The organism is Desulfosporosinus sp. BICA1-9 (genome assembly GCF_000802135.1).
Genome location: NZ_JUEE01000133.1, coordinates 1 through 26,695, shown reverse-complemented (window position 1 = coordinate 26,695; position 26,695 = coordinate 1). Strand labels below are relative to the sequence as shown.

Below are 26,695 nucleotides of genomic sequence, written 5' to 3'. Positions count from 1 at the left end.
ATCTGGACGCGTGGTTAGATTTATGCTATCATCAAGCATAAATAGGCACTTAAATCGGTGGCGCCCGGTTGTTGAAAGTTTTTGCTGATGAACTTCAACAATCAGGAGGCTGCCATTATGGAAAACTTAACAGGCAATAAGATTTTCAATGCTGCGATCTACGTCCGCCTTTCCAAAGAGGACGGTGACAAGGTTGAGAGCGACAGCATTGTAAACCAAAAAGATTTGATCCGGGATTACCTGAAAGGTATGCCGGATATTTGTGTTTGCTCGGAACGGGTGGACGATGGTTATTCCGGTGTGAATTTTGAACGTCCCGACTTTCATAAAATGATGGAAGAAGTAAGGGCAGGAAAAATCAACTGCATCATCGTCAAGGACCTGTCCCGTTTCGGCAGGAACTTTGTGGAGGCCGGGCGGTATATCGATCAGATATTCCCGTTCCTCGGTGTGCGTTTTATCGCCATCAACGATGGCTATGACAGCTTTTGCGGCAAGTCGTCCTCCGACAAGATACTCATCCCGTTTAAGAATTTGGTAAACGACGCCTATTGCCGCGACATATCGGTCAAAATCAGGAGCCAGCTTGAAATCAAACGCAAAAAAGGCGATTTCATCGGCTCCTTTGCCGTATACGGATACCTGAAGGCGCCGGACGACCGGCACAGGCTGATGGTGGATGAATATGCTTCTACGGTTGTGCAGGATATTTTCAAATGGAAGCTGCAAGGTATCAGCCAGCTGCGTATAGCCGACAGACTCAATGAAATGGGGATACTGTCCCCTATGGAATACAAACGCTCCTGCGGGATGAACTACAAAAGTGGATTTCAAACCAACCCCAAGGCTAAATGGACTGCCGTTTCGGTGGGGCGCATCCTTCGCAATGAATTTTATATTGGAACACTGGTGCAGGGCAAACGGAGCACCCCCAACCACAAAATCCGGACCCAGATACTAAAGCCCCAGGAAGATTGGATACGGGTGGAAAACAGCCACGAGGCCATCATTGCCCCGGAGGATTTTCGGGCAGTCAACCGCCTGCTCCTGCGGGATACGCGGGTCGCACCCGCCGAGGAAACGGTCTATCTGTTCAGCGGCCTGATTTTTTGTGGGGACTGTCGCCGGAATATGGTGCGCAACGGCGTTTGCCAAAACGGGAAAACCTACACCTATTATATGTGCGGAAGCAACCGGACATCAAAAGAATGTACTGCCCATCGCATCAGAGAAAAAACGGTGGAACAGGCTGTATTCCAATCCCTGAAAACCCATATTGAAAACATCATCAATGTAGAGCGTATTCTGCACTATATCAATACCCTGCCCTTTCAGCAGAACGAAGTCAAAAAGATCGACGCCCAGCTTGTCAAAAACCGTGAAGAAATCGAACGCTGCAATTTACTTAAGGCAAGCCTGTATGAATCCATGATCAGCGGTATACACAGCAAGGCCGAGTATCTGGAAATGAAAGAAATGTACGAAGGCAGACGGAAGGACGCCTTAGCCGCCGAAGCACGTCTCCAGAAGGAAATCGACGCCATCCTGGGTTTTCAGAGCGACAAATGCCAATGGATCGAGCGGTTTAAACAGTACAGGGACATTACTGAGCTGACAAGGGTAATCGTCGTAACACTCATTGACAAAATCCTGGTCCATGAGGGGATGCGCGTTGATATTCACTTCAAGTATCAGTATGATTTTGACCGGATGGTGGAAACCATCGGGAATGTAAACCGGATCCAGCCCATTCCCATGCTCCTGCCGACAAGGGAGGCGATGTAAATGGCGAGAAAAAGCAGAGTATCCGCCATTGCCGCCGACACCATGCCTGTGCAGCAGCCTGAAAAAGTCTATAGCACGGGGATTTACGCGCGTCTTTCGGTTGAGGACAACAACCGCAAAGAGGACAGCGATTCCATCGAAATGCAGAAGTATATGCTGCAAAAGTATGTTAATGGGCAGCCGGACATGCGTATATACTCCCTTTACTGCGATAACGGACGAACCGGAACCAACTTTGAACGCCCCGAATTTGAACGGCTGATGGACGACGTGAGAGCCGGAAAAGTGGATTGTATTGTGGTGAAGGACCTGTCCCGCCTCGGCAGGAATTACATTGAAACCGGCCACTATATGGAAAAGATATTCCCGTTTCTCGGTGTGCGCTTCATTGCCGTGAACGACGGCTACGACAGCCTGACCGGTCAAAACGGGAACGACCTTATCGTTTCGCTGAAAAACCTGATCAACGATATTTATGCCAAGGACATTTCCAAAAAATCCGGTTCAGCGTTAGCGGTAAAGCAAAGAAACGGCGAATTTATCGGGGCCTATCCTCCCTATGGCTACCTGAAAGACAAGGATGACAAGCACAGGCTGGTGCCCGACCCCAATACGGCCCACATAGCCCGTCAGATATTCCTCTGGAAAGCGGAAGGCCTAGGAATCAACATCATTGCCCGAAGGCTCAACCAAATGGGTGCGCCATCCCCGGCAAAATATCGTTATCTATCGGGTGTTTTAAAGAAAGAACCTACCGGGAGCGGCGCCATCTGGCAGGGACAGAGCATCAAGCTGATAACCTCCAATTTGATGTATGCGGGGCATATGGCGCAGGGGAAAAGCAGAAAATCCCTGTACGATGGGCAGCCGATCACCATGATTGCGCAGTCTGATTGGGTCGTTGTAAGGGATACCCATGAGCCGATCATTGACGAGGACACCTTTAGCAAAGTGCAAAAAATCAAAGAAGAGCAGAACCGCCTGCGCGTTTCCCTGAACGGGAAATATGCAGCCATCTCCAATAAAGAAAACGTGTTCAGGGGCCTTCTTTACTGTGACGACTGCAAAACCAAAATGGTTCGGTACAAGGATGTTTCCAAGGCCGGCTCGGTATGCTACCGCTTTATCTGCCGGGTGTATGCCCAAAACCTTTCCCTGATCTGTACCAATAAATCGGTGCGGGAGGATAAGCTGTTTGAATCGGTACATGCCGCCATTCAAAGCCAGATCGACCTATCGATAGATATGGAAAGGATGCTGGAAAGGCTCAACCGGCAGGAGGATTTTCAAACGTCGCAAAAAGAAGTTGAAGAAAAAATCAGCGTCACGCGTCGAAAGCTGAAACGCATCACCTTCCTGAAAGGTTCGCTGTTTGAATCCTACACAGACCATCTGCTGTCGGAGGATGAATACTTGTATTCTAAAAAAAGCTACGATGAGGATATCGAACGTCTGCAAACCGAGCTTAATGCTTTGGAACGGGAAAGCCTGAACTACGAAAAAACCCTGACCCCTCAAAACGAGTGGATTCAGGCGTTTCAAAAATACAAGGACAAAACGTCCATTACAAGAGAAATGGCCTTGGAGCTGATCCGGTGCATTTGGGTATCTGACTACAACAGTATCGAAATCGTATGGAACTACGGCGACGAATATAAGAAAATCCTTCCTTATAAAGAGGGGGCGTGTCTGTAATGTCTAAAAAAGTCGCCCTCTATATTCGCCTTTCCTCAGAGGATGAAAACAAAGGCGAAAGCAACAGCATCAAGAACCAAAGGGATTTGCTCCACAGCTACCTTGCTGACCATGTGGAATTTGCGCAGGATGAGATCCTCGAATTTTGCGACGACGGATTTTCCGGCACCAATTTTGACCGTCCTGCCATAAAGCGGCTTCTTGACAGGGTAAAACGAAAGGAAATCCACTGCATACTTGTTAAGGATTTTTCCCGTTTCGGCAGAAATTTTCTTGAGGTATGCGACTACCTGGATCAGATATTCCCTTTTCTCCGTGTCCGGTTTATCGCGGTGAACGAAAATTACGACAGCATCAAGAGCAACGGGAGTTCTATTGGAATGGATGTGGCGTTTAAAACGCTGATCTATGAGCTTTACAGCCGGGATATCTCCGAGAAAATCCGCAGCGTTCAGCAGGCGAAATTCAAAAAAGGTGAATACCTGTGCGCCATTGCCTTTTACGGCTATGCAAGGTCAGAAGAGAAGAAAAACAGCCTTGTAGTGGACGAACCTGCCGCCGCTGTGGTCAGAAGGATTTTTCATATGGCATATGAAGGTATCTCTTTCATGCAGATTGCCATCACTCTGAATAAGGAGAAGATTCCTTCTCCCCTGATGTACCGCAGGGAAAACCATACCGACAAAGACCGGGGCTGGAAGGTCGCGGGAGACCAGACGGTATGGACGTCGGTGGCCATTAGGCGGATACTATACGATGAACGATACACCGGAAAGCTGGTCAGCCGCAAGCGGACAAAGGTGGACATTTCCCTTAAAAAAACCGTGACACTGCCGAAAAGCGAGTGGATAATCGTGCCAGGCACCCATGAGGCCATTGTATCCGAGGAAATGTTCCAAAAGGTGCAGTCTAAATCCAAAACAAGAATCATACCTGGCTGGACAAATCAGCCGAAGCATATTTTTTACGGGAAACTGAAATGCGCTCAGTGCAATCATAGCCTGCAAAGAAACCTGCTTCGCAAGGAATATTTCTATCGTTGTGAAGCAGGAATGGCTGCTCAGAACGAGCAATGCCAAACGGTAAAGCTCTCCGAGCAGACACTTAAGCAAACACTGCTGTCGGCCATAGACGCACAAATCCGGCTTATCCAGTGCATCCTTTCCAAAGAAGGCCGTTTGAAAAAAGCCGGCGATGCCATCACTAAGCTGCAAAAGCAGGTCAAAGAACAGCGTGCCATGCTGGACAAATGGAAGCTGGCTAAGATACTGGCTTATGAGGAATTCTGCGACGGGAAAATCCCGAAGGACAAATACCTGAAACGAAAAGAGGAATATTCGGAAAGCATATCGTCAGCGGAGGCTTCAATCCTCCGCTGGGAGAAGGCGGTTAATCAGGAAAACCTTCAAACCCAGGAAGATACTGAACTGCAAAGCTGTCAAAGGTTTGCGTCTGCAAAAGAGCTGACCAGGGAAATGCTGGAGGAATTTATTCAAGTCATTCGCGTCTACAACAATGGGGCGATAGAGATTGTTTGGAATTTTAAAGATTATAACAACACCTGTATCCCGCAATGAAAGCGGGATACAGGATAAAGGAGAAGATGATATGATGAAAAATAAGATAAATAAACAGGGCAATCGGGTTTGGATATATTGCAGAGTAGCTAACCCGGATGACATGGCTTTGAAGTTTCAACAGGAGCAGATGGTAGAATATGCGAGGAAACAAGGTTGGGAGGTCGTTAGCATTACTGCCGAACAAGGAAGCGGCTTGGATTTTAACCGTAAAGGCTTAAAAGAGGTTATGGAAGTGGTTGAAGCTAAGCAGATAGACATAGTGCTGGCAAAAAGTATTTGCCGGATTGGACGCGATGTATATAAGACCATGGAATGTGTGGAGTGGATGAACCACTATGGAGTGAACCTGATTACCGCCGACAATGGGGTGAATTTTAAACCGGCTAATGACATTATAGGTTTCATGATGACAGTGTAAGAATTTCAGTAATGAACATTTGTGTAGAAAAGCTCCAATATAAGCATGCTCTATCGCTTATGTTGGAGCTTTTCTGCATAAAAGCTTTGCCTACAAATTTATATGTGACTTTAATCTGTAATTTCCGAGAGATATTTTGCTTTTTCGGTGAATGCATTGTTTTATTCATTTTTCGATATATAATAAAATATACAGGATTTTCCTCCGGAAGGTTGTTTTTGTGGACTATATTATTGTGAAAAAGGCAGCCGAAAAATGGGGAATCATCGCAGGCCGGGCGCAGGTGTTATGTGCTCAAGATAAGATTTCAGGTGCTATCCGTTTTGACAACACCTGGGCAATACCAAAAGATGCTGTAAAACCTGAATCAAAATGCAACTAAGAACTAAGAACAGGGTACACACGAATATAATTTTCTGTAGCCATATGTCTTGGTCCACAATGATCAAAGCTTGAAGAAATGAAAATCTTCTAATGATTTTCATGTGCGACGACAAGCTACAGGAGGTATCAATGTGTGTGAAAGAAAATGTTTATTTATTGGCGAAAAGCTATTCTTTATAAATAAAGAAGCTGTACTGTTGAAAATTTACAATCAATTGAGTCTGGCTAAAATTCAGTTAACCTCGGACAGTTCAGAAATGATAGTTGATATAAAATGTCTGCAAAATGAGCCGGATTTGACAAACTCAATTCCTTTAGGCATTTGGAGGTAGCTAAAGCATGATTTTGAATTTTATTAAAACTCCACTTACTGGAGATGCTTGGGAAGAATGGTGCGATGCATGCTATCGCATACGTTACCAAAGTGATAACTATCAAAAAATACCTGCTACATACAGGGGTGATGCTGGTATCGAAGGTTATACCCAAACAGGCATCGTGTATCAATGCTATTGCCCTGAGCGTGAGTACAATGATGATGAGCTGTATGAGCATCAGCGCGATAAACTTACAAAAGATATAAACAAATTGGTAGATCAAACCTATAAACAGAGACTGAAAGACCTTGGAGTACCCATAATAAAACAGTGGCATTATGTGGTTCCTTTCTATAAGGATAATCGACTATTGCAACATGCCACAGCTAAGCGGAATGAAATTTTTCGAGGGAAATCTGGCAAACCAAAAGAATATGATCATCTGGATGACAACTTTGTGATTGTGATTAAAGTAGCAGAAGATTTCAAAGTTGAGTTTTCTAAGATTATACGAGAGACAATAACGGATACAAAGCTAAATGTTGTTGTCAAAAGCTTTGACACTATACCTTGGGATAAATGCCCTTCTGAAAAAGTACATAACATACAACGGAAAATCAAAGCTGTGATGAATCCAGTGAACGATGATGATGAAGACTTTAAGGATGTAGTTGGAGCATATGTCGCGTATTATATTAAGGGTATAGAGGTTTTGCGGATGCTGCAGGCTGATTTTCCGGAAATATATGAGCACATTTATACGCTAGAGCGGGCATGTAAAAATGAGGTTAGTTTAAGGACAAAAATGAATCAAGATCGCTCACTCAACATGAGTATCTTTAATGAGATTTTAGGCGAATTTGAGCAAAAACTGAGTCGTGAATTTGACAAGTATTTTACTACATCATCGATAATGGAATTAAAACATGATATGGTTGGCGCGTGGTTAGCGGATTGTCCAATGGAATTTAGAAGAGGGTGATTTATATGGATAAGTTGCTTGACTCAGTTGATAAAATTCTATTTACTGATAGACCTGAGGCAGTACCTTATAATTATCGAATAAGTTATAAGGTTGCGCAGTTGTGCTTAATTCTAGCAAAGTCATGTGGACGTGGTGGATGCTCCATTCTGAAGCTGCACATGATCTCTTTAGCATTAACGTTTGAAAGTGACATGAATATACTAATCGACTTCGCAAATGATAGAACCCATGAATATACGCCTATTCGATTCGATCCCGCAGTAAACAGAGCTTTGAACTATGCATTGGCAGACAGTATGTTTGCACAACAGGCAAATGGATTATATCGCTTGACGGACAAAGGCAAAAAATTCGTTAGCGAAATTGACAAAGATACTGATTTGATGGCGCGAGAAAAAGAGCGACTCTATACGCTTTCAAACAAACTTACAGAGGCTAAAATAAAGGACATAATGTCTTTGTGGAGGTATTCAAATGCTTAAAATTGATCGATTAAAAATTACGATACGCACTGCGGAACAAGATTTTGGCTTTGACCATACCTTCATGCAAGGCATTAATTTTATTGCCAGCGACGACAATACTTGTGGAAAGAGTTCAGTGATTGAGGGGATATACTATGCTCTCGGTTTTGAAGAGATAATAGGCGGCAGGGGCGAAAAGGTTCTGACTTCAGCGTATAAGAACTCCATTGAGTACAACTCAAAGACCTTTAACACCCTTGAATCTGAAGTATACTTGGAAGTATATAACGGAACGGATATCATTACCTTGTATCGTACTGCAAAAATGGAAAATAGAGATTCGCGCCTAGTTACAGTATTTTATGGCTGCCTTGCTGATCTGGAAACAGGTTCTGTGGATTATGATGATATGTATGTACATATGCCCAATTCTGCAATTCGAGAAAAGGGGTTTCACACATTTTTAGAACGGTATTTGGGTTTAGAATTACCTTACGTTAATAATTACAGTGATTCGGAAAGCAAATTGTACTTACAACTGCTTTTTTCAAGTATGTTTATTGAACAAAAGCGTGGATGGGCAGACATATTTTCAGGAATGCCTAATTTAGGGATAAAAGAGGCCAAGCAGCGCACTGTTGAGTACATACTTAATCTAGATACTATTGAAAATGAAAAGACAAAGATAAGGTTAACAGATGAAAAAAATGAGATTGAAAAGTCTTGGAATAATATCGTACAGGCTCTCATTGCTGACAGCAGGTCTGCGCAATGCATAATTTCAGGGTTTCCCAGCTCACCACGAATTCTTGAAGAAGCTGTACGGGGTAAGGTTTCCATAGAGTACATTAATAGACAAGAGATAAACTCGTACATCTCAAACCTGAGAGATGAATTGAGTCGTCTTTCTTCCCTAAAGCCTAAAATTGTAGATAATTTTGATGAGCTGCAAGTTGAGCTTGATGAAACAGAGAAGCAAATCGATTTAATATCTAACAAAGTTAATGAAGCTAGAAGAAAGCTAAGCATGGAAGATGCAAGTATAAAAAGCCTTAGAGAGAGTTTAGATACTATCAAGATTGACATAGCTAATAATAAAGACGCCGCAAGGCTAAAGAACCTTGGAGCAGACATCGGGTCTGAAATAATAAAGGGTATTTGCCCTGTTTGCAATCAGGCCATTTCTGATACACTTTTACCTTTGGCCAATGAATTTCATATAATGAGCATTGATGAAAATATAAAGCATCTAGTTGCTCAGAAAGAAATGTTTGAATTTGCACTGAACGGTCATTCCAAAGCTAAAGAGGAATTAAAGAATTCAATTTCTTATTTTGAGGCGAGTTTGTTTACCCTCAGAAGATTAGCTCTTTCTTTAAGAAGCGATCTTTATGCGGTAGACGAAGAACTATCGGAATCTATTGTCTATAAAAAACTTAAATTAGCTAATGAGATACAAGAATTAGAGAAATTCAAGAATACAGTTGATAATTCTCTGGAAAAACTTACGGAGCTTTCAAAACGTTGGAAAAAATACTTAGACCAGAAGGAGCAACTTCCTAAAGAAAAATTTACATTAGAAGACAAGAAAAAGTTAAGTTCTTTTGAGAGTAATTTCAAGAATGATCTTAGAACATATGGATATAAAAGTGTCTCAAATATAGATGATATATCTATTTCACGAGATACTTATTTGCCTGTAATCAATAATTTCGATATGAAATTTGATTCATCAGCTAGTGATAATATTCGAGCTATTTGGGCCTTTACGATGGCTTTGCTTCAAACATCAAATACTCATCTTGGAAATCATCCAGGCATCTTGATATTTGATGAGCCTGATCAGCACAGTATCGTGATATCGAATATGAAGGCATTCTTCAAAGGAATAATTGACGTTGAGGGTTGGAAACAGGTCATTATCGGAATAACAATTAAGGATACGGATACGAGAATTGCGATCGAAAGTTTGGATGCCAAAAGTTACAATATGATAAAAATAAACGAAAAGGCATTTACTCCAATAATCAAGGTTCCTCCTTTAAATGACGCTGATGATCAATCGTAGCTATTGCTAATTTTATAATTGAAAGTAATGCTTAGATAAGCATGCTATAAAGATAACTGGCTGCTGTTTCAGCCAATCTTGCTTGTCCGCTTTCGACTTCAAGAATGTTCTTGACATTCTTGTTATTACTTTCTGATATTCAAATTTTGACAGGAATATTTAGGGAACTTTTAGAATTCTAAACGAGAGCAATTTAGGCATCGCAAACCACTTAACCGTATGCAAAAAGCCACGCTTCCATGCGCGGATTGTTGGAGGAATGGCTTTGTAGCCATTTTGTCTATTTGCGGAAGTTCAAAAGAATTTGATGTAACCTGGCCTTAATCTATAGATAAAAGTTAAGCTAAACATTGTGTAATTCATTTGCTTATGAAAAAAGACAAAATGTGGAAAGTTCCTAATTAGAACTAAAGGAGGAATTATTATGAGAATAGATTTTGTAGACTTTAAATCAGAATACAATGATAATTCTAAAATCATACAAGAAATAAATGGATTTTCAGAGAGGTTTAATCCTTTAGAAAAGGAACAAATTAATATTTTGCAGGACAAAATGACTAAGGCCATTTTCTGGGAATGTCATATCAGGGCTGAAAAACTTACCCAATTAGGAACAATAGATGCACCCTTAGATCCTGACCTGCAACCAGAATATCGTGCTAATAGAGACTTAACTGAAGATAACGTTGCTTTTACACAAATGAAACAAGATGCTAAAGACCATCGTGTTTTTAGCAATATTGTTGCAGAATATAATATAACTTTTGACAAAGAACACCCGTTAAAGATCATTGGAGGACAGCACAGGTTTATAGCAATTTCAGAAGCATTTGCAGAGAACATCAATGAATTGCACGGGGTCAAAGTGTATTTTGATTTGGATACTGAACAAAGGCTTGACGTTCAGTTGATTTCTAATACTAATATTGCTGTCTCATTTGATTTATTAGATCGGATGTTTGAAACTGTTAAAGGCCCTGAACTAAGAGATTGGTGCCAAAAAGTCCGGTTATTAGATGAACACTGTGATTTTGCAGATAAGAAACAGCGTGGTAGCAAAATTACAGTTCGAGGTGCACGTACTTTTATTATGAACTATTATCTGGGTCAAAAAGTTAATGCTGATAATTTTGACAAAGAACGAACAATGCCGGTAATTGCTAAAACAGGTGGACTTGAAACCGAGTGGGAAGAACTTAAACAAAGTAAGCCCGATATGTGGGTTGATAAAGAATTAGCTGAGGCTGGAGAAGAATTTGCAAAATTAATCGAAAGCCAAAACGCATATTTTGTTTCAGAAGGCAAAAAAACCAATAGAGAGTACGCTGATAAAGCTTTAAACCACGCAATTTTAGCTGCATGGGCATATATTTCAGGAGTCTTAAGCAAAAACAGAGTACGACTAGATAGACATTATAGTTTAGCCCTTACTAATCGTAAAGATCCTTTAAATGCTCCTCGGCTTGCAAAGGCACGTCATAAAACAGACCCGGCAAACTATCGCGGTTTAGGATCTCGAACAGATGCAAAAGAAAGGGGCAGATTATCAGAGCTGTTTTTTTTACAAGCAGAAAAGGGACAAGGAATTAGTATGCCTGTTGTCGATTTAGCTATAATGAAATATCATGCAAAACAGGCGACGCTTGATGTAATTGAGGCGGAAAAGAGGATATGAGAAATGCAGGAATTTGATGAATTTGCGGTTGATCTTTTTGAAGAAGCAACTAGGTTTTTTGAAAAGGCCAACGAATCAAAAAGTGATGAGGAAAAAAAAGCTTATTTGCATGCATCAATCCTTCTAGGCATGAGTTCCCTGGAAGCTTTTCTCAATGCTATTGCTGAAGAATTACTAGTCCGACCTGATTTACCATTACAAGAGCAAGCAATATTAGCCGAAAAAGACATTAAGTTTAATAAAGGGAAATTTGAACTAGGAAATCAGTTAAAAATATACAGAGTTATTGATCGAATTGAGTTTCTTTATTGTAAATTTTCTGGAAAAATTATTACAAATGCAGATTTATGGCATCAAAATATTAAACAAAGTATAAGTTTAAGAAACAGTTTAATTCACCCCAAGAATTTAGTCGCAATTAATGAAAAACAAGCTGAGAATGTACTAAAATCTATATTAGATACAGTTAACCAGCTATATTTATCAATTTATCGCAAAGGATTGCCAATATATTTAAAAGGATTACAGTCGAAATTGTCGTTTTGAACATACCTTTACAAAAAAATCTGGTAAGATGTACCACTCTGAAAATAAAAACAAAGATTCGTTAAGTTTTATATACAGGAGTTATGCAGTTCCAGGATAATATTCCCAAATCCATAACCTGAGTTCCAAAGATCGTGGCCAAAATTTATCAATATGACTTGAAAAACGCTCGGTTGCCGTGTCAAAATAGACTTGGATCAACTGCTCGCTACAGTGGATCCGACAGCCGGCGTTGAAAAAGTACCTGACCACTTTGCAGAGGGATGGGGCTTGTTCGGCGCCTTCTTTATTGCACTCCCAAGCAGCGTAACAAAGAAGGTTTTTTGCCGTGAACAAGAGCTCCACATGTGCGAAATGGGCGGCTTCCGACTGAGCATAACACGAGGTTAATCCAAGATACTGTTTAGCCATACGGTAAAAAACTTCGATTCTCCATCTCCTAGCATAGGCAGTTGCAGCTTCTTCCCGTGCATCGACTCGGTTACTTATCAAGAGATACGCATCCTTGAAGGTTGCCGGGTATTCTGCCTCCTGAAGAATTACGCTGCCCTCGGCTGCCTGCTTCTCATAAGTGGATGCAATGGCGGCTATGGGTAGAAAACGTTGACTAGTGATGGGTTTTCCCTTTCGGGTCAAGGTCCCATAGGGAATTTTGATATAAATGTCTGGAATACTTAGGATGGAGCCTTTGCCAATAACCCGAATCCGGGGATAAACTTAACGAAGCATTTGCTTGGATTAAGCTTGACGTAATGTTCCTTGCCGAGCACGGGGTCGTAGATTTTCCTGAATAACACCGTATTACGTTTGGCTTTGGTAACCCAGTCAAACTTCTGATCCATAAGCCATCTTAGGAATTTCTTGCTAAGAAACCAGCGATCCATGACAACCCACAGTCTGGCACTGTTCAGCTCACGTACCTCTAAGAGCATTTGCTTAGAAAGATCAAGTTTGCTTTGTTTTTCATTCTCCTGACTGGCTTTGACCCAAAAGCGCCACAGCATGGGGTATTCAAGGCCATTCTTTAAGGCAGCTAGGGTTGACACAAGATTAATGCTCCATACATGGCGCTTATCCGAACTGTCGAAGAGCCAACAGAGAAAGAGGATCTTTTTACCGTGAGGATGCTCAACCTTGGTATCGTCTAAGGCGATGATATCTCCATCAGTCAGTCTACTATCCGAATTTTCCTGTAATCGATCAAAGCCTGCCCAAGGAAAACCGGAGCCACTGAAAAGGCTTGGAAAGAAATCTACTAAAGGCACTTTGGGAGATGATCTCTCCGGAAAGAATCTGTCGTAAAAAGGGTGCTTCGGTGAAAACTTAGCATTTTGACTGACGGAATCTGAATGATTAATTAGGCCGCAGAGGTAGGCAAACGCCAGAGGCCACGCTGAAATTCCCGAGTGTTTACGGATTCCAGATTGTGAAAACAACAAAGATAGGTCAAATAAGTCCCAGATTGTCTTGAGTACCGGAATTCCAGCACCTTGACCATAATCCTTTTTCTCAAACGACGGTTTACAGAGATTTTTCAACGAAATCACCCGAATCGCCTTAAGCCCCTTGCTGCCGCCCCTCTCCTCCGAATCGTTCTCATGGTGTAGCCCCCGCCGAGGTGGCGTCTCGGCGTACAGGGGCGTTAGAATATTTGTTAGGTCGATCACAAAAAAATTCGCCAGATCGTTTTATTGGACGGTCTGTTTTTTTGTTTTCTATTGACTCTTCTAATATTTGTTAATTTAGGAGGAGTATTCGGGGAACGTGTTGAATCTTAGATAAGAATTGTTTATGATGGGGAACATGTGATGACTTTGCCGAGAAACCATTTTATTCGAAAATGGTTTCTGGTAAGTGTGTGTTTAAGAAATTTGATTAACAAAAAAGCTGCTGTCATATTTTTGTCCAGTTTATATTGTATAATGAATTTGACTTGGAATTGGTGGTGAGATGTTTTGTGGTGTAAAAAATGTAATAGAGAGGCTTTTGATGAGGTTTGCGATCTGTGTGGAGGCACTACAGAACAAGACATCCCTATTGAGATATATTGGTGTAAAGAATGTAGAACTCCGATTATTAAGTTAGCGAATGAATTAAGTAAAACTACATGCCCAGTTTGTGGCAGCACTACGGCTTATCTAAGTGTGGACTTACGGCCAGTATTTCCTGAAGAACGATTATTGCTTGAGATACTTATTGACAAGCCGTTAGCTTATATAGAGAGATCAGTCTGGTGTTCAGGTAACCGATATTATATAGATGGGGAGTCAAAGGTAATTCCTTTATCCCTATTTCATCAAGTTGACGTAAATGAGGTCATTCAGCAATTAGAAAAATATAAAGATCATAATAGCTATAAGTATTATAATTTTTTCATTAACAGATTTACTTGTGCAAATCAAGAACGGCTAAATAGTCTTAAAGACGAAGCGTATTCATTTATTCAAACTGCTGCAAGTAACTATTCTCCTGAAAGCATAGTTATTTCATTCTCAGGCGGTAAGGATTCAACGGTTACAGCAGATTTGTCAAAGAGAGCCTTGAGCGATCCGAGACTTGTGCATATTTTTGGAGATACAACTTTAGAATTTCCGCTTACGTTGGAGTATGCAGATCGATTTCGAAAGAACAATCCAAAAGCAATTTTCAAGGTGGCTAAAAATAGAGAACAGGATTTTTACAAAGTATGTGAAGACATAGGTCCTCCAGCTCGTATGCTTCGCTGGTGTTGTTCTATGTTTAAGACGGGTCCAATAACCCGTGTTTTAAACAATATGTATCGTAATAGAAGTATTTTGACCTTTTACGGCATCCGCAAGTGTGAATCTGTAAGCCGAAGTAAGTATAAGCGGATTGAAGATAACGCAGAAGCAGTTAAAATACAGAAACAAAAGGTTGCGTCCCCTATTTTCTATTGGAAAGACATTGAAATATGGCTTTACATATTGGGAGAACAGTTAGACTTTAACGATGCATACCGGTTAGGCTATGATCGCGTGGGTTGTTGGTGTTGTCCGAATAATAACGATAGAGCAAAGTTTCTTTCACAGATCTATATGTCTGAGCAGGCCGAGAGATGGAGGAACTTCTTGGTTGACTTTGCAAAGAAAATTGGAAAGCCAGATCCAGAAGTTTATGTTGATTCAGGTAAATGGAAAGCCCGACAAGGCGGCAATGGTGTTATTGCAGCTCAGGACGTCAAGATAAAATTCACCAACTGTACTGTAGAAGAAAACGCTAAGGTTTATAAGCTAAACAAGCCGATAAACGATAACTTTATTCAACTTTTTAATCCTTTCGGCATAATTGCACCGGAATTAGGCAGAAAGCTCATCAATGAAACCATTGTTATAGATATTAAAACTAATGTACCCATACTATCTATTCAGCCGTTTTCGCAGGCTGGATATGATTATGCGGTAAAAATCAAGACCTTGAACGTAGCAAAGCACGATGATTTACAACGTATGGTTGGCTATCAGGTTAAGAAATTCAACGCCTGCAGAAAATGCTTAAAATGTGAATCCCTTTGCAAGTATGGCGCTATCTCGATCCATGGCGATACCTATTTTATTAATAAGCAAAAATGCAAGCGGTGTAAGATGTGTGTTTCAGCGAAGTATTTAGAGGGCGGCTGTTCAATGGAAAAATATTTGAGAACTAAAGATTGAGGCTTAGGAGTGAAATAATGAAGTTTAGAGCGCATGATACCTTTTTTATCAGAAAAGGTTGGCTTAATAAAGGTATGAAAAATGTCCGAAATGACCCACAGGTTTTCATGGGTGCTAATGGAAACCCTATGGATATTTTAGGTATAGGGGCCAATATGGTAAAGGCGTTGCGTTATTGGTTACAGGCAGTAGGACTTACGGAGGAACCAGCTAATGGACGAAAGGTGCAGAATTTCACTGATTTTGGTATAGTTGTTTATGAAAACGATCCTTATATGGAAGAAATAGGTACATTATGGCTTCTCCACTATAAACTTGCCACTAACAAAACGGAAGCCACTGCTTGGTACTATTTCTTTAACGAATTTAAACTGTCTGAGTTTACAAGAGATGATTTTGTAGTGCAATTAAATAACTATATTCGCATAAATGATGATGAGGTATCAGAGCGTTCATTAGAGGATGATTACAATTGTATTGTTAACACCTATGTTCCACGCTTCAAATCTAATCCTGAAAAGGTACAGCCAGAGAGCAATATCGACTGTCCTTTAGGTGAGCTTGGGCTTATCGACATTGTTAACAAAAAAGAAAAGATATACAAAAAAGCCACCCCGAAAAAGGATACCTTGCATCCACTGATATTGCTTGCGGTTATTTTGGATCAGGCTGGGGGACAAGGTGAAATAAAAATTTCAGCGATTCAAAACAATTCTTATAACGCTGGTAAGGTATTTAACTTGGATATAATCACATTAACCAATCTACTTTATAAAATTGAACTTATGGGGTACATCAAGGTGGTTCGCACCGCTGGACTTGATGTTGTACGGATCGAAAAAGAAATAGACTTTTTGGGGTGTATTAGAGAATATTACCGAGCAATTAACAACTAAAATATCGCACAAGCTAGGAGATAATATATTTATGTTTAACGAAAAGATTGATGTTGCCAAAGGCTTTCAAACCTCTGTCAACATTGCCTATGATTTACATGATGACGAAAAAGTAAAAAACTTTATTCCAACTATGTCGTCCTTTGATGTTTTGGAAGATGTGCTTCTTAGTACAACCCAAAATGTAGCTCAAAGGGCAAGAATATTGATTGGGGCTTACGGTAAGGGCAAATCGCATATAATTCTTATGCTTATGTCACTTCTTTTTAAGAAAAATATGGCTTTGTTTGAAATGCTCCTAAGGAAAATGAAAATACACAATCCAAATCTTTATGAATTTGCGGTTGATTATATAAACAGTGATAAAAAACTGCTCCCCATCATTGTCAGTGGAAGCAGCGCAAGTCTTACACAGTCTTTTCTTAATGCTTTGCAACAGGCCTTAAAATCAGAAAACTTAGTAGATTTGATGCCGGAAACTAACTTTAAGGCTTCTATCAATACTATAGAGCATCTTTGGAAGGAAGAATATCCTGAAACTTTCGAGAAATTTGCACAGAATTTGAGTGAACCAGTGGATAATTTTATTCTAGCACTGAAAGAGTATGATGTTAATGCTTATGAACGTTTTGAAAAATTATATCCTTCCCTTACTTCCGGTAGCACCTTTAATCCGTTTCTCGGATTTGATGTTGTAGAACTTTATGAAAAAGTAGTAGAAAAGCTTCAAACGAAAGGTTATGACGGCGTCTACATTATCTATGACGAGTTTAGCAAATACTTGGAGTCAAGCATTGCGAATGCAACCATTAGTGACATTAAGCTATTACAGGACTTTGCTGAAAAGTGTGACCGTAGCGGAAATAAACAGATTCATTTGATGCTCATTTGCCATAAGGATATTTCTAATTACATCGACAACAACTTGCCAAAAGAAAAGGTAGACGGATGGCGTGGTGTGTCCGGCAGATTTAAGCATATCAATCTTCACAACAACTTTTCACAGATGTACGAGATTATTACTGCTGTTATCAAGAAAGACGAGACATTTTGGAATGCATTTTGTGAGAAAAACCAAAATAGATTTAATGATTTGACCCAACGTTTTACTGCAAATGGAATGTTGGATAAAAAAGACGAGAATATGGTGCAGACAGCAATCATGGGATGTTATCCTCTGCATCCTATCTCAACATTTATATTGCCCAGATTGTCTGAGAAGGTTGCTCAGAATGAGCGAACCTTATTTACTTTTCTGTCATCGGATCAGAAATACACCCTGCCTATGTTTTTGAAAATAGCTGAGGGTGATTTTCCCATGCTTACCCCCGATTACATTTATGACTATTTTGAGCCACTACTTAGAAAAGAGCCCTATACAAGCGAAACGCATAAGCTGTATAAGCTCACTTCTAACGTACTTTTAAAGGTTGAGCCAGACTCTCTTGGGGCAAAGATAATTAAGACGATTTCACTTATTTATATCATTGAGCAGTTTGAAAAACTGCCACCTATTTTTAATATTATTTCCGATACTTTCCAAGACTGTGTTGGAAACACAAAAGCAATTAGCAACGTGTTGTCTGAACTGATTGACAAAGAGTGTATTATTTATTTAAAGCGAAGCAATAACTATTTAAAATTGAAAGAAAGTAGTGGCGTAGATATCCCTGGAGAAATAACAAAAACTATTGAGAAAAATAAAAGCATATTAAGCGTAAAGGAGATATTGAATAAATCTACTTTTGACAGCTTTATGTATCCAACTCGTTATAACGATGAGAAGGAAATTACCCGTTATTTTGACTTTGTTTTTATCGACAGTTCTGACTTTTGGTCTGTGGAGAATTGGGAAAGAAAAATTGAAGATACTGATGCAACCGGAGTGATTTATGCGATAATCCCTAAAAGCGAAGAAGAAATAGACCTTATTAAAAAGGCGATTTTGAGCAGTCAGCACAACCACAATAGAATTGTTTTTGTTGTACCGAAAAGATATACCGAAATTGGAAAGATCGCATATGAGTATAGTGCAGTAAAGCAACTTAAATCCCTTGTCATAGATGATGATTTGCTTGCCGATGAGTATGAAATCTATATTGAAGATTTAGAGGAAGTTATAGGAAGCTTCATATTCTCTTACGCAAGACCTGAAACAGGTGGCGCGGAATATTTTTATATGGGTGAAAAACAGAGTTTGTACCGAAAAGCACAGATTTCCGCTCTACTTTCCCAAATTTGTGAGAACATCTATCCTTATACTCCGGTTATTAACAACGAATCTATCAACAAGAATGTACTCCCGACGGTTGCCATCAACAGCCGTACAAAGTTGATTATAGGTCTTTTGGAAAATGAACTGGATATTAACTTAGGGCTGACCGGTACAGGACAAGATGTATCCATTATGCGAAGTACCCTAATTCAGACAGGTGTTTTGCAGAACGCCGACAGTGTTCCAGTTATCAACTTAAACCCTGATGATGAAAATATGCTGAATATGTTGACTACCATACAAAACTTTTTTACAGGCGCTAATGTGGCCGGTGGTCAGAGTTTCCGTGCGCTGTATAATACCTTGATTCTTCCTCAAAATGGTATTGGATTGAAAAAAGGTGTTATCCCGATTTATATTGCCGCAGTGTTGCATCATTGTAAAAAGTACCTGGTTATAAAAAATAACCACAACGAGGTAAAAATCACAGCCGATCTCTTAAACAGCATCAATGAAAACCCTGATGAATATTCGGTTTTCTTAGAGGACTGGAACGAGGATAAAGCACAGTACATGACGGAACTTGAAAACATCTTTAGTGAATATATCCTTGAGAAAGAAAAGGCATATAACAGCTTTTCCTTTATTGTGCTTGCAATGAACCGTTGGTATATGTCGCTACCAAAGTACGCTAAAGAAATGAGCACAATCTATTGTGGTATCAATAGCAAGGAGCCCATTAAACCCGTTCCGAGAGAACAAAAAAAGTTTATAAACAGTTTGAAACAGATTAATAACAATTCCAGAGAATATCTTTTTGAAGAAATTTTCAAATTCTTTGGTATGAATGAGTTTAATCTAATGGTTCTTGATAATATCAGAGCGACTAAACAAGTTTTTGATTTGGCAAAGGGCAGCCTTATCAATGCGCTGATTAAAGATGCCAAAACCATATTTGGAAAACAAAACACCAATAATGCAAGTCTTACATCTGTTATTAAGGATTGGTATGAATCTTTCGATGAGAATACCATTAATTTTTTGTTTGCTAATAACGAGAGTAAAATCCTTGAACTTATGAAGTCAATTACTAATGATCAAGTAATCTTTATGGAACGATTAGGTAAAGCTGTCACAGCTTTACGAATTGACGATTGGAATTCAAACACAATAGAAATGTTCCTAAGAGATTTAACTGCCTTTAAGGAAACTGTAGAGGACTTTGATAATAATTACACAGAGGGTAATGAAAATGATTCCGAAATGTACAAGATTGTTTTTATGGACAAAGCTGGTAGCCAGGTCGTTAAGACGTTCAGTAAGACAGAATATAGTGACAGAGCAAAATTGCTCTTAAACGAAATCACAACGTCACTTGAAGAAATGGGGCAGGCAATTTCTCAACAGGAAAAGCGCCAGGTGCTCATGGAATTGCTTGAAAAGATGTGTTAGGAGGGCTTTGCTGTTGAATAGAATCGCTTATTTTGATAATGCTGCCACAACATTTCCAAAGCCTGAGGAAGTTTATTTATTTACCGATAAATTTTATCGAGAGTGTGGAGTTAATGTAGGTAGAGGGCAGCACAAGCTGGCCCTTACTGCAAGTAGTCTTGTAACAGATACAAGGACACTTTTACTAAATTTGTTTCATTGTCCCAATAAAAAGGTGGTCTTTACTCATACAGCAACAGAGGCTCTTAACATCATTTTACAAGGGTTATCCATCGGCGATTACTATAACATTTATATATCGCCTTTTGAACATAACGCCGTTACAAGGGTAATTAACCATCTGCAAAGCATTTATAAGCTGAACATCTATACTTTGGCGGTGGATAAAAACACCTTCACTTATGATCTAGAAAAGATCAAATATCAGTTTGCAGAGAATAGGCCAAATATAGTTGTGGTAAGCCACGCAAGCAATGTATGTGGTGTGGTGGCTCCTATTGATAAGATTTGTGTCTTATCAAAGGCTTATGATGCTATCAATGTGATTGATATGTGTCAAACTGCGGGACTGGTAGACACCGATTTAAGTAGTGGGGCTATTGACTTTGCAGTATTTGCCGGTCATAAAACTTTATATGGTCCGTTGGGTGTTGCTGGCTTTATTTTCTCAAGTGCAGTAAAACCATTGCCTTTGCTATATGGTGGGACTGGGGTGGATTCTGCAAACCAAAGCCTACCAGAGACCATTCCGGAGAGGTATGAGGTTGCAAGTCCGAATATAATGGCGATTTCAGGATTAAATGCAGCCTTAAAATGGATTGAGAAAATTGGTATCAAATCACTTTTTGAAAAAGAAAAGGAAAATCATAAAAGGTTGTTAGAAGTGTTAAAGATTTTCGGCAATATTAAAATCGTGAGTCCGATAGATGAAGAAATAGGCATAGGTGTAGTATCTTGTGTATTTGATGGTTACAGCAGTGACAGTATCGGGCAGATTTTAAACGAACACAATATTGCAGTTAGAACAGGACTACATTGCGCCCCATATGCTCATGAGTTTTTAGGCACTTTTCCTTCTGGTACGGTTCGGTTTAGTGTCAGTTATTTTAACGATGATAGTGATTTTGAAAAGCTACAAGAAGTGTTAGAGATTATTGAAATAAACAGTTAGGAGTGAATGTCAATGGAATGGCAATCATATGTTCATCCGATATCTGATGTAAGAGATTGGAATAAGAGTAGTCGGTTGGAATTAAGACCTGATTTTCAAAGAAATGAGGTCTGGACAAGAGCTGCGCAAATTATGTTAATTGACACAATACTGCGAAATATCCCAATTCCTAAAATGTATATTAAATCTACTATTAAGAATGGTGATACATATAGAATTGTGATTGATGGGCAACAGCGATTAACATCTATTTTGAAATTTGTAAAGAATGAGTTGGAACTAGATAAGCCATATGTTGGAGAATTTGCAGGTTATAAATTTAATGATTTACCATTAGAAGTTCAAAACTCTATTTTAAGATATAAAGTTGATATTAATGAAATATTTAATCCATCAGATGAAGAAATACGAGATTTATATGCAAGAGTTAATAAATACACAGTTCAACTGAATAAGCAAGAATTACGTAAAGCTGATTTTCCTGGCGATTTCATAAAGGTCTCAGAAAATCTTGCTGAACTCCAGTTCTTTACTGATGCTAAAGTATTTACGGTTAAGCAAAGACGAAGAATGCTTGATATAGAGTATATCGAAGAATTATTAGCAATTATTGTAGATGGTATTCAGGATAAAAAAGATAAATTAGATACTCTATGTGAAAATTACATGGAAATGGGTGAGTCAAAAGACAAGTATATTGCTTACTTCAAAATAGTATTAAGAGATATAGGGGTAATTTTCGACAAAGATGTTTTTCCAATTAGCGAAACCAGATTTAATCAAAAAGCAGATTTTTATTCTTTATTTAGTTGTATTTTACATTTGAACCAAGATCAAAAAGAACTAAAAGTTGAAAAACTAGAGTCGGTCAGAAAATCTTTAAAGAAACTTGATGAAAGAATTGAGCCTCATAGTGAGGAAGAAGTGTATAGAGAATATGCTATGAGGTGTCTTAGTGATGCTAATTCAATTAATAGTCGAAAGTGGAGAGAGAATTTCTTGAAAGATTATATTTTGCAAGCGTATGTTACGGAAGAGGAAGAATTATGATTATATCCTTGGGAAGGAGACACAACACATATTTAATCAATAATGATATTATTACAAACTCAGGAGCAAGTTATGAAATTGGCGAACAAATTAGCCGTGGAGGTAATGCAACAGTTCATGAGTGTATAAGCAGTGATGGAAGTATCTTTGCAATTAAATTTATGTTGCAGTTGACTCCCAAAATGATAAACCGATTCGAGCAAGAGATAAGAGCGTTAAAAGAAATTGAGCATCCGCATATTATCAAATACGTCGATGATGGTTTGGTAATGCTCGAAAACAGCTTGAGGGAAACTAAGGAGATAAGGTTATTAATTATGGAGAAAGCAGATGGGAATTTGCTTGACTACATGAAGGAACATGAAAAGATAGGTTATGAGACGTATGCTCCTCAATTTAGAGGGTTAAGCGAGGCCTTAGGTAGATTACATAATTATGCTATTCATAGAGATATTAAGCCTGAAAATATCTTGGTTAAGGGAGAAACTTGGTTGATTAGTGATTTAGGATTATGTTCATATTCGGATGAATCCGAACACTTAGATTTAACTACAGATCATGAAAAAATCGGACCAAAATACTGGCTATCTCCAGAAGCTGTTAATAAGTTTTACTTCAATACCGAAGCTATTCGTGAATATTCAGATGTTTATCAACTATGTGCTGTTTTTTGGTTTATTGTAACATATCGCCATCCAACGGGGATTTTATGTTTAGATGATTGGAAGAATAATGATCAGAATCTTTTCGATGTAATTAAGAATTCTTTGGCTCATGATTATTCAAAAAGACCACAGAATGGTAATGAACTTTTCAGATTCATTAGTAAAGCTACAACAGGTTGATTACGAGGTTGAAATAATTCAAGGCTTAGAGTGAAGTATAACTCCTTATAAAAATCAAAACATTTAAACTTCATTTGTGTTAAAGTTTATCAAGTTCTTAAGATCATTATTTGATATTTGGATTCTTAGAAAAAATTACAGAGGTGAAACCATGAGCTTGCAGGATAGAGAAATCAAAAGTGAATATCGCTCACTGCTTGACAATATGGCTAAGGATTTTTATATTCCTTTATTACAACAAGCAGTGTCATATAAAAGAGCCGTTGGATTTTTTTCGTCCTCAGCGCTTGTTGAAATATCTAAAGGCATAGCAGCACTTGTGGAAAATGGCGGCAATATGCTATTAGTAGCTTCTCCATATTTATCAGCGGAAGATGTGGAAGCAATACGCAAAGGATATGAATTGAGAGATAACATAATTAAAAAAGCTGTAGTGCGTGAACTCAGAGAAGCAAAAGATGTGTATGAGCAGGACCGGCTTAATCTTTTAGCAAATCTTATTTCGGATGGCGTGTTAGACATCAAAATAGCCTTTATCGAAGATGAGGATAAAATGGGAATGTACCATGAAAAGATGGGCATTATCTGTGACGAGTCTGGCAACAAGGTTGCCTTTTCCGGTTCGATGAATGAGTCTGCAACGGCTATGAAAATAAATTATGAAACTATAGATGTGTTTTGCTCTTGGAAAGGTGAACAAGACCGTGTAGCCTCAAAGGAAAATGCGTTTGCAGCGATTTGGAATGATTGTGAACCTAATATACGCATCGTTGACTTCCCAAACCTAAAGCAAGAAATTATTGATAGATATAAAAAAGCAACCCCCAATTACGATATAGATAAGCATGAGTTTGGAGAAAGAATATTCGTATTAGAGAAAACAGCAAAATATCGTTTAGGACCTGATATTCCACAGAATGTTGAGTTACATGATTACCAAATTGAGGCCATAGATGAATGGGAAAGGCGTGATTATAGAGGTATCTTTGATATGGCTACCGGAACAGGCAAGACCTTTACAGGGCTTGGCGCTATTGCAAGGCTTTGTAAAGCGACTCAAAACCAAATTGGAGTTGTCATTGTTTGCCCGTTTCAGCATCTTGTTGAGCAATGGGTGCAGGATATAAAACTGTTTGGCATGTCACCTATAATTGGGTACAGTAGGTCGGCACAAAAGGATTGGAAGAGGCTATTAGAAAACGCCATTCGTGACCAAAAACTAAAAGTAGCAGGGAAGCAATTCTTTTGTTTTATTTGCACTAACGCCACATTTTCATCAACAGCAGTGCAAACCATACTTTCCAAGGTGAAGGGCGAATTACTGTTGATGGTTGATGAAGCTCATAACTTTGGAGCCGCTAACCTTAGCAAATTGCTATCTGAAAGATTTACCTATCGACTTGCGCTATCAGCTACTTTGGAAAGACATAATGATGAAGAGGGTACGGATAAACTACTTTCATATTTTGGAGATAAATGCATTGAGTATACGCTTGAAAGAGCCATTGCGGAGAAAAAGCTAACGCCTTATAAATACCACCCGGTTGTTATCTGTCTAACCGATGATGAACTGAGGCGGTACGAACAGCTCTCTTTTGAAATGGTACATAATCTAATTAAAGGGAAAGATGGCAAGTTAAAGCTTAGTAAATACGGTGAGATTTTAGCCCTAAAAAGGGCAAGGATTGTGGCGGGTGCCTCAGAGAAAATTAGTATGTTACGGGAGAAAATTCTACCATATAGGAAGGAGAGTTTTTTGTTGGTATATTGTGGTGCAACCAAGGTTCTTAATGATGACTACAATTTTACCGAGGTGGATGACGAAGATATGCGGCAAATAGACGTTATAACACAACTTCTAGGCAATGAATTGAGTATGAAAGTTTCACAATTTACCTCGAAGGAAGATGTTGAGGAAAGAGCCATCCTTAAACTTCAATTTGAGCAGGGAGAAAATTTGCAGGCGCTCATAGCCATAAAATGCTTAGACGAGGGCGTTAATATTCCGAAGATAAAGACTGCCTTTATTCTTGCTAGCACAACCAATCCTAAGGAATATATACAGAGGCGCGGACGTGTTCTGAGATTAGCAAGCGGTAAGGAATTTGCAGAGATATATGATTTTGTAACGTTACCCCGACCTCTTTGCGATGTGTCTTCATTAACTGCCGAACAGACCAAGCGTGATTTATCCATCGTTCGCAATGAGCTGAACCGTATGGAGGAATTTTCACGAATTTCGCTTAATCCCATGCAGGCAAGCAATATCATTGGAGAGATAAAAGAAACATATCACCTTTACGAAAGTAGTACCAACTTTGTATTTGATGGAAAAGGAGCAAATTAGACATGAAGGAAGTCAATGGGATTGAAATAGATGAACAAAAAGCAAAACGTATACTACGGAAGATCATTCTAATGGAAACTGAAAACAGGGCTAGACAAACCAGTCCAACAGAAATGGCAAAGAAGATAAAGAAGTTAATTGAGGAGGAAGTTCAATGCTATTAAAATCGTTGATACTTGAAAACTTTCGCCAGTTTAGCTTTGCGGAGGTTGCCTTTTCGACGGATAAAGAACGTAACGTAACGGTAATAAGAGGGGATAATGGTGCAGGAAAGACGGCGTTTGCACAAGCATTTACTTGGTGTTTGTATGGTGATACTTCTTTCGTGGATAAATCTATGCTCAATAAGATTGTTATATCGCGGATGACTCCAAACCAAGAAGAAACTGTACGTGTTTGCCTTACATTAATACATAATGGAACTGAGTATGCAGTCATCCGCCAGCAATTATATAAAATGTCTGGAAACGGGTCTGTGCGTTCTAATAATTCTGTACTATCAGTGGCATATAAGAAGGATGGCCAACAGGAATTTATTAAGCCATTAGATTGTGAATTGCGCATTAAACAAATTTTACCCAAAGAACTTTCAGGCTACTTTTTCTTTGATGGTGAGCGTATAGAAAACATGAGTAAGGAAATTCAACGTGGCCGTAGTCAAACCTTTGCCGAGGCGGTACAGGGCTTATTAGGGCTGAGCGCATACCAAGATGCCATGAGAGACTTAAAGCCCACCACACAGAATAGTGTAATAGGCCTGCTAAACAAAGATTATGACGCACAAAGCGATGCCAAAATAACCACTTATACCCAACAGATTGAGCAATATCAACGGAAACTTGATAAAATTGACGAACGGCTCAATGAAATAGAATCTGAGCGCATCCTAGCATTAGAGCGATGTGAGGTGTTAAAAGAAAAGATCAGGCTAAATGCCGATGGAGATAGACTTCAAAAAGAGAAAGAAAAATTACTTCGTAAAATTGAAGCAATTAAAAATTCGCAAAAGACGGCATTAGCGGCAATGATCCGCCAATTCAATGTTCAAGGGGCTTCCTATTTTTCGAGAATTATGATGCGAGATACTATTAATGTACTTAAAACTGCAGATTTTACCAATAAAGATATCCC

The 26,695-nt window shown here is 39.2% G+C and carries 22 protein-coding genes; 20 read left to right on the top strand and 2 right to left on the bottom strand.

Annotated elements, in window-relative coordinates; all coding sequences use genetic code 11:
• Positions 1–117: 117 nt before the first annotated feature.
• The 11 genes from JL57_RS15860 to JL57_RS15815 all read left to right on the top strand — a co-directional run bounded on the left by JL57_RS15860 (position 118) and on the right by JL57_RS15815 (position 11,917).
• Positions 118–1,785 carry a recombinase family protein gene (locus JL57_RS15860; RefSeq protein ID WP_034142989.1) on the top strand — a complete coding sequence of 556 codons (1,668 nt, stop codon included), beginning with the start codon at positions 118–120 and terminating at the stop codon, positions 1,783–1,785.
• Positions 1,786–3,480: a recombinase family protein gene (locus JL57_RS15855; protein WP_034142988.1), complete on the top strand. Its 1,695-nt coding sequence runs from the start codon at positions 1,786–1,788 to the stop codon at positions 3,478–3,480. It abuts the gene before it with no gap.
• The gene (locus JL57_RS15850) at positions 3,480–5,057 is read left to right on the top strand and encodes a recombinase family protein (protein WP_034142987.1); all 1,578 of its coding nucleotides are present in this window, start codon (positions 3,480–3,482) and stop codon (positions 5,055–5,057) included. The genes JL57_RS15855 and JL57_RS15850 overlap by 1 nt, the downstream gene beginning before the upstream one ends.
• Before the next feature lie 31 nt (positions 5,058–5,088).
• The gene (locus JL57_RS15845; RefSeq protein WP_291300157.1) at positions 5,089–5,478 is read left to right on the top strand and encodes a recombinase family protein; all 390 of its coding nucleotides are present in this window, start codon (positions 5,089–5,091) and stop codon (positions 5,476–5,478) included.
• A 220-nt stretch (positions 5,479–5,698) separates the two neighbouring features.
• The gene (locus tag JL57_RS34595; protein ID WP_291300156.1) at positions 5,699–5,860 is read left to right on the top strand and encodes a DNA-binding protein; all 162 of its coding nucleotides are present in this window, start codon (positions 5,699–5,701) and stop codon (positions 5,858–5,860) included.
• 133 nt (positions 5,861–5,993) lie between these two features.
• Entirely contained in the window at positions 5,994–6,194 is a 201-nt protein-coding gene (locus JL57_RS15840) for a hypothetical protein (RefSeq protein ID WP_034142986.1), read from the top strand.
• 7 nt (positions 6,195–6,201) lie between these two features.
• A complete protein-coding gene (locus tag JL57_RS15835) occupies positions 6,202–7,161 on the top strand; it encodes a hypothetical protein (protein ID WP_034142985.1) in 960 nt (319 codons plus the stop codon).
• Positions 7,162–7,166: 5 nt separating this feature from the next.
• Entirely contained in the window at positions 7,167–7,646 is a 480-nt protein-coding gene (locus JL57_RS15830; RefSeq protein ID WP_034142984.1) for a hypothetical protein, read from the top strand.
• Positions 7,639–9,696 (top strand): hypothetical protein, encoded by a 2,058-nt coding sequence (locus JL57_RS15825; protein ID WP_034142983.1) that lies wholly within the window; start codon positions 7,639–7,641, stop codon positions 9,694–9,696. The genes JL57_RS15830 and JL57_RS15825 overlap by 8 nt, the downstream gene beginning before the upstream one ends.
• A 424-nt stretch (positions 9,697–10,120) precedes the next feature.
• Positions 10,121–11,371 carry a hypothetical protein gene (locus JL57_RS15820; RefSeq protein ID WP_034142982.1) on the top strand — a complete coding sequence of 417 codons (1,251 nt, stop codon included), beginning with the start codon at positions 10,121–10,123 and terminating at the stop codon, positions 11,369–11,371.
• A 3-nt stretch (positions 11,372–11,374) separates the two neighbouring features.
• The gene (locus JL57_RS15815) at positions 11,375–11,917 is read left to right on the top strand and encodes a hypothetical protein (RefSeq protein WP_034142981.1); all 543 of its coding nucleotides are present in this window, start codon (positions 11,375–11,377) and stop codon (positions 11,915–11,917) included.
• Positions 11,918–11,998: 81 nt separating this feature from the next.
• Here JL57_RS15815 and JL57_RS15810 read toward each other — a convergent pair whose 3' ends face one another.
• Both JL57_RS15810 and JL57_RS15805 read right to left on the bottom strand, forming a co-directional pair.
• Positions 11,999–12,553 carry a transposase gene (locus JL57_RS15810; protein WP_291300155.1) on the bottom strand — a complete coding sequence of 185 codons (555 nt, stop codon included), beginning with the start codon at positions 12,551–12,553 and terminating at the stop codon, positions 11,999–12,001.
• Positions 12,554–12,591: 38 nt separating this feature from the next.
• Positions 12,592–13,584 (bottom strand): transposase, encoded by a 993-nt coding sequence (locus tag JL57_RS15805; protein WP_034142980.1) that lies wholly within the window; start codon positions 13,582–13,584, stop codon positions 12,592–12,594.
• Between the two features lie 288 nt (positions 13,585–13,872).
• On the opposite strand from JL57_RS15805, the gene JL57_RS15800 reads away from it, so the two are divergent.
• The 9 genes from JL57_RS15800 to JL57_RS15765 form a co-directional block, all read left to right on the top strand.
• Positions 13,873–15,588 (top strand): phosphoadenosine phosphosulfate reductase family protein, encoded by a 1,716-nt coding sequence (locus JL57_RS15800; protein ID WP_034142979.1) that lies wholly within the window; start codon positions 13,873–13,875, stop codon positions 15,586–15,588.
• 17 nt (positions 15,589–15,605) lie between these two features.
• Positions 15,606–16,484 (top strand): DUF4007 family protein, encoded by an 879-nt coding sequence (locus JL57_RS15795; protein WP_034142978.1) that lies wholly within the window; start codon positions 15,606–15,608, stop codon positions 16,482–16,484.
• A 31-nt stretch (positions 16,485–16,515) separates the two neighbouring features.
• Positions 16,516–20,151, top strand: a complete 3,636-nt coding sequence (locus JL57_RS15790; protein ID WP_034142977.1) for a hypothetical protein — start codon at positions 16,516–16,518, stop codon at positions 20,149–20,151.
• A gap of 13 nt (positions 20,152–20,164) precedes the next feature.
• Positions 20,165–21,322 carry an aminotransferase class V-fold PLP-dependent enzyme gene (locus JL57_RS15785; protein WP_366557039.1) on the top strand — a complete coding sequence of 386 codons (1,158 nt, stop codon included), beginning with the start codon at positions 20,165–20,167 and terminating at the stop codon, positions 21,320–21,322.
• 12 nt (positions 21,323–21,334) lie between these two features.
• A complete protein-coding gene (locus tag JL57_RS15780) occupies positions 21,335–22,372 on the top strand; it encodes a DUF262 domain-containing protein (RefSeq protein WP_045691812.1) in 1,038 nt (345 codons plus the stop codon).
• Complete coding sequence (locus JL57_RS15775) at positions 22,369–23,217, top strand: protein kinase family protein (RefSeq protein WP_034142976.1); 849 nt, start codon at positions 22,369–22,371, stop codon at positions 23,215–23,217. The genes JL57_RS15780 and JL57_RS15775 overlap by 4 nt, the downstream gene beginning before the upstream one ends.
• A 151-nt stretch (positions 23,218–23,368) precedes the next feature.
• Positions 23,369–25,564, top strand: coding sequence for a DEAD/DEAH box helicase family protein (locus tag JL57_RS15770; protein ID WP_045691811.1), 2,196 nt, complete (start codon positions 23,369–23,371; stop codon positions 25,562–25,564).
• Between the two features lie 2 nt (positions 25,565–25,566).
• Positions 25,567–25,728, top strand: coding sequence for a hypothetical protein (locus JL57_RS34590; protein WP_291300154.1), 162 nt, complete (start codon positions 25,567–25,569; stop codon positions 25,726–25,728).
• The coding region (locus tag JL57_RS15765; RefSeq protein ID WP_034142975.1) for an AAA family ATPase at positions 25,719–26,695 on the top strand (977 nt) is incomplete at its 3' end. The genes JL57_RS34590 and JL57_RS15765, both read left to right, overlap by 10 nt.